The sequence below is a fragment of the Paenibacillus sp. FSL M7-0134 genome, from assembly GCF_038007865.1.
In the GTDB taxonomy this organism is placed as follows: Bacteria; Bacillota; Bacilli; order Paenibacillales; family Paenibacillaceae; genus Paenibacillus; species Paenibacillus polymyxa_B.
The window spans coordinates 2,383,015-2,397,158 of sequence record NZ_JBBOXV010000002.1; the positions used below are offsets into that span (position 1 = coordinate 2,383,015).

Genomic DNA, 14,144 nt, shown 5'->3' on the forward strand with positions numbered 1-14,144 from the left:
CAATGGTGTTACTGCTTTTTCTGGCAACAGCAGCGGTTTGTGCGGTCATCGATGTGCCTTTGCTGACACGAGGAAGCAGGCGCCGTGACCTTCTGGTCTGGGGCTTGTTTTGGATCACGGGCATTGGTGTAGTGGTCTGCTCCTTGTACAAAATCAATGTGCCGAGCCCATTGCTTCTGGTCATGATGATCTATAAACCGGTTAACAATCTGTTTACATCCTGGTTTTATTAGGTTGTAAGGAAATTCACCTTTTGTAGCTCGGAAAGCGCTCCGTTCCTAATAGTTTGATCTTGTTGATATCATGGGTCACAGTTGAGTGGCGGGAGATGGTTGCTTGAACAGCGAAATGCTGCTATCAGAAATGCTTTTAAAAATAGTAGTAGTATCTTTGATTTTAATGGTAGAAGTGAATGTTGGTAAAAGCAGCAGCAGTCTAAGACTTTATTTTTCAAGTCCTAGTGAGCTGCTGCTTTACTTTTAGAAGCAGTCTCTTACATATCCCCGATAAGTGAGAAAAGCCCAAGTAATATTATTTGAGCCGTACTGATCCGGTCCTTTTCAAGATTCATGAGATTTCTCCATATCTGTTGCAAACTGCTCCTCAAGTTTTCTTTTGTCATTTCCATTGGACTTTTGTGTAGAAAAATTGGTAAAAATGCAAGCTGGTTACGAAGGTTTTTTTGTATTCCATATTTTCTCTAATTGACTTTGTAACCCGACATTATTATTATCTTATACTATAAGATTAATTATCTCATACTATAAGGTATTAGGGAGAAGGTGTTGTGACCATTGGATTATAAAGCATTAGCGAAAGAACTATTCGAGTATATCGTCAAATCGCGGAAACCAGCATTAGAGGAACGAGGGCACTTTTCACGTGGCGAAATGGGGATTCTCATTTGTCTGAATTTCAATAAGGACGGGGTTACCTCTGGCCACTTGAGCGAATACTTGTCCGTTAGTACGGGACGGGTGGCAACGGCACTGAAGAGCCTGGAGAAGAAAGGACTAGTTGTACGGCGTACTGATGTCAACGACAAACGTAAAGTGATTGTATTCATTACGGATTCAGGTAAGCAATTTATGATTGATAGGTATAATGAAGGAATCGCATGGACCGAGAATGTTCTTCGAAAGTTAGACGAAGAAGATGCCAAAGAACTGATCCGACTCATTAAGCTTATTGTCTCTAGAAGCTGAATTTCTATGCAGAGCAGGATGCACTATACTTCACCAAACATCAAAGACTATCAGATAAAAGGAGAGCAACAGAATGCTAAAGATATTCAAATATCTCAAGAAAAATGAATGGATGCTTGTGGTTTGCAGCCTAGCCTTCATCGTTGTGCAGGTGTGGCTTGATCTGAAGCTACCTGATTATATGGCGGAAATCACGACCAAGCTGCAAACGGAAGGAACGCCTGTGTCAGAACTGCTGATTCCCGGCAGTTACATGTTGTTTTGTGCCGTCGGCAGTATGATTGCATCTATTATTGTGGGATATTTCGCGGCAAAGGTGGCTGCAGGGCTGGCTATGCGTCTGCGTGCGATGGTCTTTGACAAGACCTTATCCTTTTCAATGGAAGAGATGAATAACTTTTCGACGGCAAGCCTCATTACCCGCTCCACGAACGATGTTACGCAGATTCAAACGGTGGTTGCGCTGGGGCTGCAGGTGATCATCAAGGCACCGATTCTGGCCGTGTGGGCCATTGTGAAGATTGCGGATAAAAACTGGCAGTGGACCGCCTCCACAGGAGCGGCCGTGGCTGCTCTGATCCTGATGCTAAGTGTCATTGTTGTTTTCGCTCTTCCAAGTTTCCAGAGAATCCAGCGTCTCACCGATAATCTGAACAGGGTAACACGTGAGCATCTGATCGGACTTCGGGTAGTACGCGCTTATAATGCAGATCAGTATCAGCAGGAGAAGTTCGAGCAGGCTAACGTCGAGTTGACGAATACAAACCTGTTTGCGAACCGTTTAATGACGATGATTGGCCCAGGTATGACCTTTATTATGTCAGGTCTGAGTGTCTCTATCTATTGGATCGGCGCTTACCTGATTAACGGGGCGGCCGTACCAGACCGCATCACGCTGTTCTCCAATATGGTCGTATTCTCCTCTTATGCAATGCAGGTGGTTATGGCCTTTATGATGGTAAGTATGATATTCATCCTGATGCCTCGCGCCTCGATCTCTGCCAAACGGATCATGGAGGTTTTGAATACCGAATCCAGCATCGTTAATGGGCATGAGACGACTGGAGAAGAGAGCGTTATGGGGCAAGTGGAATTCCGTAATGTCAGCTTCAAATATCCGGACGCGGAGGAGGCCGTGCTTCGCAACATCAGCTTCACGGCGAAACGAGGCGAGACGGTTGCCTTTATTGGCGCTACAGGCAGTGGCAAAACCAGCGTGATCAATCTGATTCCCCGTTTCTATGATGTGACCGAGGGAGAGGTACTCGTGGACGGTGTGAATGTCAGGAACTATAATCAGCAGGCACTCCATAACAAAATCGGGTATGTTCCTCAGAGAGCTGTACTGTTCAACGGTACGGTGGTATCCAACGTTTCGTACGGTGATAACGGAAGAGCAGGAGCTTCGGAGAAACTTGTCAAAGAAGCCGTTGGTATTGCTCAAGGAACGGAGTTTGTCGAAAAAATGGATGGTCAATATCAGGGTAGAATTTCGCAAGGTGGAGCGAATGTGTCCGGTGGTCAAAAGCAGCGGCTGTCCATTGCGCGTGCCATCTACCGTCAGCCGGAGATTTATATTTTCGATGATTCCTTCTCGGCACTAGACTACAGAACAGACCGGATTCTGCGCTCCGCTCTCAAAAAAGAAACCGGCCACGCTACGACACTTATCGTTGGTCAGCGCATAGGTACGATCAAAGACGCTGATCGGATTATCGTGCTGGACCAGGGAGAGATTGTAGGGAGCGGCACGCATGAAGAGCTGATGACGAACTGCAGCACCTATCAGGAGATCGCATATTCGCAGCTTTCGAAGGAGGAACTCATACATGGATAAGAATGAACACACCGTCGACAGCCAGCAAATGAAAATGAATCAGGGAGGTCCCATGGGTAAAGGCCCTGCGGGGGGCAAGGGTGCTGGTGAAAAAGCGAATAATTTTAAAAAGACCATCAGCCAGCTTGTATCCTACAGCAAGGCCTATGTGCCTATGATTGTACTAGCTATGGTACTGGCCCTGGTCGGCTCCACCCTCAACGTGATTGGCCCGGATAAGCTCAGTGATATTGCCAACCTGATTCAGGAAGGAATCGTAACCGGGATTGATGTAAGTGCTGTTCAGAAGATTGTTCTTGTATTGGCGCTTTTATATGGATTTGGTCTTATCTTTAACTATTTCCAGGGCTTCATTACAGCAACCGTCTCACAGCGTCTTACAAAGAAGATGCGGACAGAGCTGTCTCGAAAAATCGATTATATGCCTTTGAAGTATTTTGACTCTACGAGTTACGGTAATGTGCTTAGCCGCGTAACCAACGATGTCGATACCATCGGACAAACGTTAAACAACAGTCTCGGCACGCTTGTCGGTGCACTGGCTACCTTCGTGGGCGCCTTGATTATGATGCTTTATACAAACTGGATCATGACCATTACCGGAATTGTAGCTACGCTGATCGGCTTTTGCCTGATGAGCGTGATTATGAAGCATTCACAGAAATACTTTGTAGCACAGCAAGCGGAGCTTGGCCAGATCAACGGTCATATCGAAGAAACCTATGCTGGTCATAACGTAGTCAAGGTATATAACGGGGAACAAGCAGCCAAGGAAGTGTTTCATGGCATTAACAGCCGCCTATATACAAATGCATGGAAGTCCCAGTTCATGTCTGGTCTGATGATGCCAGTCATGATGTTCATTGGAAATTTTGGTTATGTCGCGGTTTGTGTCGTGGGAGCTTTGCTGGTCAACCAACAGACTATAACTATCGGAACTATTGTCGCCTTCATGGTGTATATTCGTCTGTTTACACAGCCCTTGTCGCAGCTGGCACAGGCCGCAACCAATCTGCAGTCGGCGGCTGCCGCCAGTGAACGTGTATTCGAATTTCTGGGTGAAGAAGAATTGGCAGATGAGCGTCACAAGACCATAAAGATGGACACCGCCAAAGGGGATGTCGAATTCAAACATGTCCGTTTCGGCTATAATACAGATCGTATGATTATCAAGGACTTTTCCATGAAAGCTGAAGCTGGTCAGAAAATTGCCATTGTTGGTCCGACAGGTGCTGGTAAGACCACGCTCGTGAATTTGCTCATGCGGTTTTATGAGCTGAACGATGGAGAAATCTACATTGACGGAACCCCGATTAGTCAATTAACGCGTGAGAATATTCATGAATTATTCTGTATGGTGCTTCAGGATACCTGGCTGTTCGAAGGAACGATTCGTGACAATATCGTCTTTTCCAAAGATCATGTTACCGATGAGCAGGTGGAAGCTGCTAGTAGAGCGGTGGGGCTGCACAGCTTCATTAAAACACTGCCGCAGGGCTATGATACAGTGCTGGACGACAAAGCCAATCTCTCCGCCGGTCAAAAGCAATTGATTACCATTGCAAGAGCGATGATTGAAGATTCACCCATGCTCATTCTGGATGAGGCCACAAGCTCGGTTGATACGCGTACGGAATTGCTGATTCAACAAGCGATGGACCAGCTGACTGTGGGGAAAACCTCCTTTGTGATTGCTCACCGACTTTCGACGATCAAGAATGCGGATCTGATTCTGGTCATGAAGGATGGTGACATTATCGAAATGGGTAACCATGAGGAATTGCTGGCTAAAGGCGGCTTCTATGCTGATCTATACAACAGTCAGTTTGAACATGCATCCTAAAAGTAACTGCTTGAAAACATAATAAATATCCATATAGTTCCATCAGCATTGACATCAGCATGTGGACATTATAAGGTATGAAAGCCAGAATTTCTTAATCATAATTGTGGAGGCAGATCAATGAACCAGCGTTTTCGAATCACCCGTTCCATGCAGGAAAGTCCGGTGGAGCAATCCATTTCCCTGGAGGAGTGCAAAGATTACTTTGCATCCCAGCCAGACTTTTCGTATTCACGAGTGCTTATTATACAAGGTGCTGAGAGCACCATGTCGATTGAGGGAGATTTTTTCATGTGGAAGTATGCTGACGTAGAAATACCTTTTCGCCATTACATGGGGGATGTGTATGTGGCTATTTCCGATGAGGCTGTCGTGCCTAAGATGATTGAAATTGCAACAGATTTGCAAGCAGATGTGGTGGATGGGTGAAGAACTACTCACTATTTTTATTCTGCTGAAGGTTATTGACTTCGTAGTGTATCTTTACAGCAATGGACAGTGCTGATTTCTGACTGCTGACATCGAGTTACATAGATGTCAGCATTTTTGTTAACCACGTAACTGCAGTGGACATAGTAAAGCTACAAAATGGTAGACTTCATCCGCTGATCGCCTCTTATTGGCAGATGTGAAGAAGACGGAAGACCTGATATGTCAATATACTGGGAAGAACAATCCATAACCACAAAATACATATTCATTGGCTGGATGCTAAGAGACTTAACAGCTGGATCAACGAAAGGGGGGACGTATGCTATGTTAGAGATATTTCGTTGTTTCTCATTACGGGAGGCAGTTCAAGCTGGAAAATTAGCGAACAACCGTTGACGGTAAACTCCCAGGATGTGGACCAGGCAGCGAACAATCCGATTACGTCCTACAGCAATATTGCGTATACGCTTCGCTTTTATGCAGGAACACATTTTCAGTCGCTCAGGAGTTATGACGGTAAAGAATATGAAGCTATTGGAATTGGCTTAGATACCACGATATTCTCTGATGAATATAGCAAGTATGGTGAGTTTACAGGTAGTTTTGTTGGCTTGACCTGTGCCGATCGTGTTAAACATCAACAATATGCTGATTTTGATTTTTTCGAATATAACGTTGATGAAATGAATGAATAAATAAGTATTATTAGTTACCAAATGGTTACTATAGAACATTAAGGTGCCTACTTCACAAAAAACACGAGCGAACTTATTATGAATTTGAAAACCTAAGTTAAATTAATATCGTAACTTTGAAGTCTTTAGTTATCAATTATGATATTGATGTGTGAGGGAGATTTACTGATCAAGCAGGAACCTTTTACTTCAATGGTGATGGGCACGAAACGAAAAGGATAAAAAATTTTGAAAGGAATTTGAGAATGACAATTGAAGCGAATAAACAACAGATGCACCGGTTTACAGAGTTCATAAATACGGCTAGCGTAAAGCAAGCAGAAGAACTTATTGCCCCAGATGCAATTTTCTATGTCCCAGCACGGGAAGATGCGATGAAGGGACCGGATGGATATCTTGCAATTATCCAAATGATGCGAACTGGCTTCCCTGATATCCAATGGACACTGAAGGAGATGGTTGCTGAAGGCGATAAGGTAGCTGCGCGATTCATTATGCGAGGTACGCACCAAGGCAGTTTCTTCGGTTTTCCTCCAACAGGGAAAACCATCGAGGTTCAAGCGATGAATTTTTATCGATTCTCTGATGGGCAAATTGTAGAAGAATATGGTCAACCCGATATGCTTGGATTACTTCAACAAATTGGCGCTGTTCCAAGTTCGTAGAGGTTCATTTCAATACGACATCTGATGGTGTTCTTTGTTCGATGGATATGTAGCTAAGTAGGACAAATGTTCGTCTAAAATGGAAGCTACATAGGGAAGCTTTCCATTTTAGACGAATAAAAGACATACACTGTTTGTGCTGTGAACATTCGTACTTTGTTATGAAATATAAATAAAATAATGCCTGAGCCTTTGAATGTAGCTATACGCATCAAGACATCAATTCATTCGAGGCTCTCTCTTAAAATCTCTAATCCTCTTCTTAATTCCTCTAAAGAACTAGTGGATGAAAGCGCTACTCTTAGATAATTTTCTTCTGCATTCCCACCGCTCAGAAATCGATTGGAATGAAATACACGAACCCCTTTTTCCAGAAAAAAACCTTCAGAATAAGCTTCGTGCATAACTTTTGGTAAACGTAGCCATCGATAAAAACTCAGTGGATGTCCCCCGTGGAGAGTATTTGGGAAGAATTCAGCAAATAACTGGTTGGCTGTCTCGGCCAATTGTTTTTTCTTCGTAACAATCATATTTGCTTTTCCTGACAGAATCAGCTCAGTTACGATCTCTGCGTCCAAAGAGGATGTTTTGACGTTGACGTTGTATATGGCCTTCATCATTGTGTCTTTGAATGCTTCGTTAAACACGATATAGGCCACTCGAAGACCTGAGCAGATGGATTTGGCGGTGCTACAAATATAAACCGTTTGTTCAGGGAGCAGCTGATACATCGGCTGACCATAATGATCTATAATGTCCGCTGACAAAAAGGCATGAATGTCGTCCTCAATCAGGATCAAATGATGTTTTTGAATGACCTGAGCTAATTCTTTTTTTCGCTTTTCCGGAATTACAATGGTCGTGGGATTAGCGCAGGAAGGCATTAAAAACACACCATGTAAATTCGATTGAGAACATTGGTCTTCCAGAGCTTCAGGTAACATACCATACTCATCCCCTGAAATGGGAACTAGTTTGATACGAAACATTTTGGATACTTCAATAAAATTGGCATACGTATACTGGTCAACCGCAATTCGGTCCCCGGGTTCAAACAGTGCTAAGAGTGTAATAGCTAATGCATTTTGGGCTCCTGAAACGATAGCCATATGTTCAGTATCGGCCTGGATGCCAAAAGCCTTCATCCAATTGAGAGCAGCCAGTTTATGATGCGGGATACCTGCAGGATCATTGTAATTCAATAGCTGTTCCAGATAACTTTTCTCTACCACGTGCTTTAAGGCCTCAGTAACCAGATCATTGGTTTGCTCAAATGAGGCAACAAAACCAAGGTCAATATGTACGTTTGAGGATGGATCTTTTGAAATGGTGACCGACCGAGCCGCGTTGGCTGAAACAAAGGTGCCGTTTCCGGTCACACCATGAATTAATCCTTTAAGCTCGCAAAGCTTGTATGCGCGTGTAATCGTTGTGAAGTTCACATCCAAAAAATCGGCCAGCTCCCGCTGAGGGGGAAGTTTTGTACCCGGAGCCAAAAAGCCATGTCTGATGTCATGTTCCAGCAATAGGGCGAGAGAGCGATAAAGCGGTCGTTGCAATCTATCCCTGTCAGGTTTCCACGACATCGGATAATGTTCAAACGAATTAAATGGCATAGCACACCTCACAATATTGTAATGCATACAATTGTATCATTGATTGTATGGATTTGCATTGCTAAACTAACGAAGAAATGTAATCTTGTCAAGGAGATGTAGCAACGATGATACACAGAAGTAAGCTTCAATTGGCCTTTAAATCAGCTTTCCCTTCCACAATTCCCATACTGGCTGGATTCTTGTTTCTAGGGATTGCCTACGGCATTCTTATGAATATATCTGGCTTTGGTGCGGGGTATGCGATCCTTATGGCCCTATTTATTTTTGCCGGATCCATGGAATTTGTTGCAGTGCATTTACTGCTCGGTCCGTTCAATCCACTAGGTGCCTTGCTAATGACCTTAATGGTGAACGCCCGGCATTTATTTTATGGCATATCCATGCTTGAAAAATACAGAGGCACCGGATTCAAAAAGTTCTATCTAATTTTTGGACTATGTGATGAATCGTTTTCAATTAATTACACTGCAAACATTCCCAAAGAAGTGGACAAGGGATGGTATATGTTTTTCGTAACTCTGCTTAATCATAGCTACTGGGTATTTGGCGCTGCCATTGGTGGATTTTTCGGATCTCTGGTGCGCATTAATATGGAGGGGCTTGAGTTTGTGATGACAGCGCTCTTTGTTGTGATCTTTGTTGAACAATGGATGAAAGAGAGCACACATCATAGTGCAGTGTTGGGTTTGGGAATTTCGATCCTTTGTCTGCTTATTTTTAATAGCGAAAATTTCATCGTTCCATCTATGATAGGTCTTCTTATCGTGCTCTCCTTCATGAGAAAATCACTAGATAGAATGACAGGTGAGAGACACGATGTCCATGACTTTGTTTGAAAACATCACAACGATAGGAATGGTCGTCTTGGGAACGATAATGACCCGATTTATTCCATTTATTTTGTTCCCTTCGGGACGTCCCACACCTAAATATGTACAGTATCTCGGCAAAGTGCTTCCCTCGGCAGCTTTAGGACTGCTGGTCATTTACAGTGTTAAGGATGTCACTTTTTTCTCTGGGTCTCATGGTGTGGCCGAATTGATTTCCATTGTCGTCATTATTATGCTGCATCTCTGGAGAAGAAACATGCTGATATCCATCGCTGGCGGTACACTGCTCTATATGTTCCTGGTCCAATTTATATTCTAAAAGTTGATCATCTCCGTTGTTGCAGGTTAGCTATTGAAACTTTACACAAAATAGTTGGAGTGACTATCAGTTGCACGAACAATACCCAAGAGGACTAATGTTAACCTTAGTCCTCCGTTGTTTTTAAAATATTCAAAGGCTTGTCATTCTCGTCCTCAAAACACTTAATCGGGCTCAGTTTTTTAAGAATCCTTCATGTTACGAGGAACCTCCTCATTGAGCTTATGATATTCCAAACCCCACGTTTCCATAACATTAATGATGGGTCTTAAAGTATTCCCTAAATCACTCAAGCTGTATTCGACTCTAGGTGGTACTTCGGCATACACGGTTCGAATGACGATACCATCCTCTTCCATAGACCGCAAATTTTCTGTTAGAACTTTTTGACTGATTTCTGGAATACTTTTACGAAGTTCACCAAAACGTTTGGTTCCTTTCAAAAGGTCTCTCATTATCAGCAACTTCCATTTGTTTCCTATAAGTCCAACCGTTGTCGCCACCGGACAAAGAGGCAACTCTTTTTTTGTAATCATTCGGTCTAATCCTCCAATAGTTACTTTTTGGTTCCTATCTAATAAAAAGGTGCCTACTTTCAAAACGATTATATTGCTTATATTATAAAGCGGTCGAGGAAAAAGCAAATTAAACGAAAGGTGGAGAAACCTTGAATGACAGCTTATGGATGCAATTAACAGCCTACTTTTCAAATAACATGCATGTTTTTTTAGCTACTGGGAAAGAGCATATAATAATAAGTTTACTAGCTTTACTCTGCTCTGCCTCCATTGGAATTGTGTTGGGTTACGTAACCTGTAAGTACAAACGAACAGAGAAATGGATCGTATCCTTGTTCCAAGTTCTAAGAATTATGCCTAGTTTAGCTGTTCTACTCCTTTTAATCCCTATTATGGGGACGGGAACAAAACCAGCTTTAATTGCCCTGGTACTGTTGGGAATTCCTCCTATATTAATGAATATGATAGCCGGTTTAGAGTCTGTTCCCTCTTTTTTACTTGAAGCTGCTCATGGAGTGGGTATGTCAGAACAACAGGTAATGTGGCGAGTCAAATTCCCATTAGCTGCGCCAATGATTCTGACAGGGATTAAAATAGCTGCCATTGAGGTCATTGCGAGTGCTACCCTGGCTGCCAAAATAGGAGCGGGTGGATTAGGGGAAATCATCTTTACTGGTTTAGGACTTAATCGAGTGGATTTACTTTTGATTGGTGGGTTTTCGGTGGGAATTTTAGCAATTACAGTCGGGGTAATGCTTGATATGTCCGAGCGTATTTTGTTTAAATATAGATTTTTGAAAAGGTAGGTAAAAGATATGTCTAGAAACAAGAGAAAACTGTATTTTTCAATTTCAATTTTTCTTGTATTGTCGCTCATTTTAAGTGCATGTGGTGATAAAACAGAAAATGCTGAAGATAAAGCAGCAACGATACGGATCGGTACGAAAGATTTTACTGAGAATTTGATTGTGGGTGAACTTTACGCTTTGGCTTTAGAGGGTGCGGGATATAAGGTAGAGCGAGTACCCAATATTGCGGGCTCCGTTATCCATTCATCTATTGTTAACAACGATATCGATATGTATCCAGAATATACAGGTACCGGTTTATTATCCATATTGAAAGTAGATATGCTCACTGATCCTGACGCGGTTTATAAGAAAGTTAAGGAAGAATATAAAAAGCAATTTAAAATTACTTGGCTAGATTACTCTAAAGCAAATGATGGAGCAGGACTTGTTATTCGTTCGGAAGTTTCTAAAAATCTAGGAATTACTACAATTACTGATCTACAAAAACATGTAAGTAAGCTTCGATTCGCCTCACAAGGAGAAGTTGACCAACGTGCAGACGGAATTCCAGCTCTAGAGAAAGTGTATGGTAAGTTCAATTGGAAGTCATCTAAAGTATATGATAACAGCTTGAAATATGAAGTGCTTAAAAACAATGAAGCGGATGTTGCCCCAGCTTACACAACAGAAGGGCAACTAGTTAATAAAGATCAGTTCACACTGTTGAAAGATGACAAACAAGTATGGCCTCCGTATAACTTGGCTCCTGTTGTTCGTGATAATGTGCTGGATACAAATCCAGAGATAGCTGAGGTTATTAATAAGGTGAGTGCGGCGCTGGATACGGAAACGGTAACCGCCTTGAATGCAAAAGTGGACGTGGATAAAAAAGAATATGAAGATGTGGCAAAAGAATTTTATGACTCAATTAAATGAGTGTGGGGGATAACATGAGTCTTATAGCAATTGAATTCCAAAATGTGTGCAAAACATACGCAAACTCCAATGACTTAGCTGTTGATCATGTCAATCTGTCTATTAGGGAAGGCGAATTTATAACCATACTGGGTTCGTCCGGATCAGGAAAAACCACACTATTGAAAATGGTAAATCGTTTAATTGAACCTACCCAAGGGAAGATAAAACTATTTGGTGATGACATTGCTGAAATTGATCCTGTAGCGCTACGGAGAAGGATTGGCTATGTTATTCAGCAAGTGGGTTTGTTTCCTCATATGACCATTGGACAAAATATTGCTACTGTGCCCCGGCTTTTGAAATGGGAAAAAACGAAGGTGGATGAAATGGTGCACAAATTGTTACTTTTGGTTGGGTTAGATCCAGTAAACTACCTAAATCGTTACCCTTCTCAACTATCGGGAGGTCAGCAACAGAGAATTGGACTAGCTAGGGCTTTAGCAACAAATCCTAATACAATGTTATTGGATGAACCTTTTGGAGCCATAGACGCCATGACTCGTCTAAATTTGCAGGATGAACTTCTGCGGATTCATGGGGGAGTTAAGAAAACCTTCCTATTCGTAACGCATGATATCAATGAAGCATTTAAGCTGGGAACCAGGGTAATAATCATGAATCAAGGTAAAGCCTGTCAGTTTGATACGCCAAGAGAAATTGTTGCTCATCCCGCAGATGAATTTGTCGCATCGCTTATTCAATCTTCAAGAGAGCAAGAACGTTTCTGGGAGGGGTTAAAGTGATCGAATATGCCATTAAGCATCCGGATAAGTTAGGAATTGCATTACTGGAGCATGTGGAGATGCTAATTGTGATCATGCTGATCTCCATTGTCGTCACAGTACTCTTAACAATTTTAGCCCTGACTTCAGAAACGATATCCAGGTTACTCATTTATATCTTTTCGATTCTTTATTCAATTCCCAGCTTGGCCCTGTTCGCAATCATGATCCCCGTGACAGGTTTGGGTAAAACGACAGCGATTACCGTGCTCATAGCATATAACCAATATATCCTACTACGTCAGTTTATTGCAGGTTTGAATCATGTTGAACAGTCTATTATTGAGGCAGCTACTGGGCTTGGTATGAGCCGTATTCAGGTATTGCTTCATGTTCGTGTGCCTTTGGCCATCAAAGCTCTTTTTACAGGATTAAGGCTAGCATCCGTATCTACGATTGGAATGGCGACTATAGCAGCATTTATAAATGCAGGCGGGTTAGGCTCGATATTAAATGATGGCTTACGAACCATGAATATAGATAAGATTCTGTGGGGAAGTGTATTGTCAGCGTGTCTCGCTATTGGAACGAATGCATTATTCATTCAGTTTGAAAAACGAATCTATATTGGATCGGGGAGATCACTTTTATGAAGGCTGTTGTACTGGAAGGGGCCTGTAAACCTGAAGAACTAAAGATAAAAGAAGTTCCAATCCCCAAAGTTAAACCAGATTGGGTACTTGTTAAGATCAAAGCTTTTGGAATAAACCGCTCTGAAATGTTTACAAGACAGGGACATTCCTCATCCGTCAAATTCCCACGGATTATTGGTATTGAATGCATAGGGCAGATCGAAGATCCATCTGACAGCACATTTCAAAAAGGGGAGCGTGTTGCTTCATTAATGGGGGGATTAGGCCGAGAATTTGATGGAAGTTATGCTGAATATGTTTTGATTCCTTCAAAACAGGTTTATTCCATTCCAATTGAAATGAAATGGACTGAGCTCGCTGCAATTCCAGAAATGTATTATACGGCGTATGCGTCCTTATTCGAATGTCTCCAATTAACTGCTGACGAAGTGCTTCTCATTCGCGGTGGGACGAGTTCTGTTGGTCTGGCTGCCCTTCAGCTAGCAAAAAGTACAGGCGTCACAGTCATATCAACCACTAGGAACAGCGGAAAGCTGGCATATCTTCAGCAGGCTGGAGCAGACTTTGCTTTACTCGATGATGAGTATTTTACAAAAGAAGTTTATAAAATCGCTCCAAATGGCGTAGACAAGGTCCTGGAGTTGGTCGGTACCGTCACAATAAAGGAATCATTGCAACTGGTTTCAGAGCAAGGGACCTTATGCATGTCAGGGATACTGGGAAATGAATGGACACTTGATTCCTTTGAACCGTTAATTGATATACCGACAGGTGTTTATTTTACGGCATTTACAAGTGAAGTTATCAAAGAAAACGTACTAATCGACCTGTTCTATCATATTAAAGAACATGGAATTGTTCCGCCGATTGCTAAAGTTTTCAAGCTAGAAGAAATCCGGGAAGCTCATCTTTTAATGGAGAGTAATGATGCGAATGGTAAGATCGTAATTTTGAACGATTAGTTCAGAAGATTAAGATTTCAAGGGTAGTGACACATCGTTGTTGATGTTCTCTAGAACGTGATGCAAGCCTAAATG

17 protein-coding genes are annotated in these 14,144 nt (G+C 42.4%); 15 read left to right on the top strand and 2 right to left on the bottom strand.

The features are described 5' to 3' along the window. Positions 1–2: 2 nt before the first annotated feature. The 8 genes from NSQ58_RS26110 to NSQ58_RS26145 all read left to right on the top strand — a co-directional run bounded on the left by NSQ58_RS26110 (position 3) and on the right by NSQ58_RS26145 (position 6,677). Positions 3–233: a hypothetical protein gene (locus NSQ58_RS26110; protein WP_023988612.1), complete on the top strand. Its 231-nt coding sequence runs from the start codon at positions 3–5 to the stop codon at positions 231–233. Positions 234–336: 103 nt separating this feature from the next. After that, on the top strand, positions 337–483 hold the full coding sequence (locus tag NSQ58_RS26115) for a hypothetical protein (protein ID WP_258296893.1): 147 nt from the start codon (positions 337–339) through the stop codon (positions 481–483). 311 nt (positions 484–794) lie between these two features. Beyond that, positions 795–1,205, top strand: a complete 411-nt coding sequence (locus NSQ58_RS26120) for a MarR family winged helix-turn-helix transcriptional regulator (RefSeq protein ID WP_160790024.1) — start codon at positions 795–797, stop codon at positions 1,203–1,205. A 73-nt stretch (positions 1,206–1,278) separates the two neighbouring features. Further along, on the top strand, positions 1,279–3,042 hold the full coding sequence (locus NSQ58_RS26125; protein WP_023988614.1) for an ABC transporter ATP-binding protein: 1,764 nt from the start codon (positions 1,279–1,281) through the stop codon (positions 3,040–3,042). Further along, positions 3,035–4,885: an ABC transporter ATP-binding protein gene (locus tag NSQ58_RS26130; protein WP_264453775.1), complete on the top strand. Its 1,851-nt coding sequence runs from the start codon at positions 3,035–3,037 to the stop codon at positions 4,883–4,885. The genes NSQ58_RS26125 and NSQ58_RS26130 overlap by 8 nt, the downstream gene beginning before the upstream one ends. Before the next feature lie 120 nt (positions 4,886–5,005). Continuing rightward, positions 5,006–5,314 carry a hypothetical protein gene (locus tag NSQ58_RS26135; protein ID WP_025723019.1) on the top strand — a complete coding sequence of 103 codons (309 nt, stop codon included), beginning with the start codon at positions 5,006–5,008 and terminating at the stop codon, positions 5,312–5,314. Positions 5,315–5,658: 344 nt separating this feature from the next. Then, complete coding sequence (locus tag NSQ58_RS26140) at positions 5,659–6,012, top strand: beta-xylosidase family glycoside hydrolase (protein ID WP_053325447.1); 354 nt, start codon at positions 5,659–5,661, stop codon at positions 6,010–6,012. Positions 6,013–6,257: 245 nt separating this feature from the next. Then, positions 6,258–6,677, top strand: coding sequence for an ester cyclase (locus NSQ58_RS26145; RefSeq protein WP_023988619.1), 420 nt, complete (start codon positions 6,258–6,260; stop codon positions 6,675–6,677). Between the two features lie 224 nt (positions 6,678–6,901). Here the strand turns inward: NSQ58_RS26145 and NSQ58_RS26150 are convergent, their stop codons facing one another. Then, entirely contained in the window at positions 6,902–8,293 is a 1,392-nt protein-coding gene (locus tag NSQ58_RS26150) for an aminotransferase-like domain-containing protein (protein WP_028541279.1), read from the bottom strand. Positions 8,294–8,400: 107 nt separating this feature from the next. On the opposite strand from NSQ58_RS26150, the gene azlC reads away from it, so the two are divergent. Together azlC and NSQ58_RS26160 are read left to right on the top strand one after the other, a co-directional pair. Further along, on the top strand, positions 8,401–9,132 hold the full coding sequence (gene azlC, locus NSQ58_RS26155) for an azaleucine resistance protein AzlC (protein ID WP_341058504.1): 732 nt from the start codon (positions 8,401–8,403) through the stop codon (positions 9,130–9,132). Continuing rightward, complete coding sequence (locus NSQ58_RS26160) at positions 9,113–9,445, top strand: branched-chain amino acid transporter permease (protein WP_023988622.1); 333 nt, start codon at positions 9,113–9,115, stop codon at positions 9,443–9,445. Before azlC ends, NSQ58_RS26160 begins: the two co-directional genes overlap by 20 nt. 182 nt (positions 9,446–9,627) lie before the next feature. Here the strand turns inward: NSQ58_RS26160 and NSQ58_RS26165 are convergent, their stop codons facing one another. After that, positions 9,628–9,981 carry a winged helix-turn-helix transcriptional regulator gene (locus tag NSQ58_RS26165; protein ID WP_075154206.1) on the bottom strand — a complete coding sequence of 118 codons (354 nt, stop codon included), beginning with the start codon at positions 9,979–9,981 and terminating at the stop codon, positions 9,628–9,630. A gap of 131 nt (positions 9,982–10,112) precedes the next feature. On the opposite strand from NSQ58_RS26165, the gene NSQ58_RS26170 reads away from it, so the two are divergent. Genes NSQ58_RS26170 through NSQ58_RS26190 form a run of 5 tightly spaced genes read left to right on the top strand, consistent with a single transcriptional unit; the run spans position 10,113 to position 14,069 of the window. Beyond that, positions 10,113–10,769, top strand: a complete 657-nt coding sequence (locus NSQ58_RS26170) for an ABC transporter permease (RefSeq protein WP_023988624.1) — start codon at positions 10,113–10,115, stop codon at positions 10,767–10,769. 9 nt (positions 10,770–10,778) lie between these two features. Further along, on the top strand, positions 10,779–11,690 hold the full coding sequence (locus tag NSQ58_RS26175) for a glycine betaine ABC transporter substrate-binding protein (RefSeq protein WP_028541278.1): 912 nt from the start codon (positions 10,779–10,781) through the stop codon (positions 11,688–11,690). Positions 11,691–11,704: 14 nt separating this feature from the next. Further along, positions 11,705–12,475, top strand: coding sequence for an ABC transporter ATP-binding protein (locus tag NSQ58_RS26180; protein WP_025723011.1), 771 nt, complete (start codon positions 11,705–11,707; stop codon positions 12,473–12,475). Next, a complete protein-coding gene (locus tag NSQ58_RS26185) occupies positions 12,472–13,107 on the top strand; it encodes an ABC transporter permease (protein ID WP_053325451.1) in 636 nt (211 codons plus the stop codon). Before NSQ58_RS26180 ends, NSQ58_RS26185 begins: the two co-directional genes overlap by 4 nt. Beyond that, positions 13,104–14,069, top strand: a complete 966-nt coding sequence (locus tag NSQ58_RS26190) for a zinc-binding alcohol dehydrogenase family protein (RefSeq protein WP_053325452.1) — start codon at positions 13,104–13,106, stop codon at positions 14,067–14,069. The genes NSQ58_RS26185 and NSQ58_RS26190 overlap by 4 nt, the downstream gene beginning before the upstream one ends. Positions 14,070–14,144 lie beyond the last annotated feature (75 nt).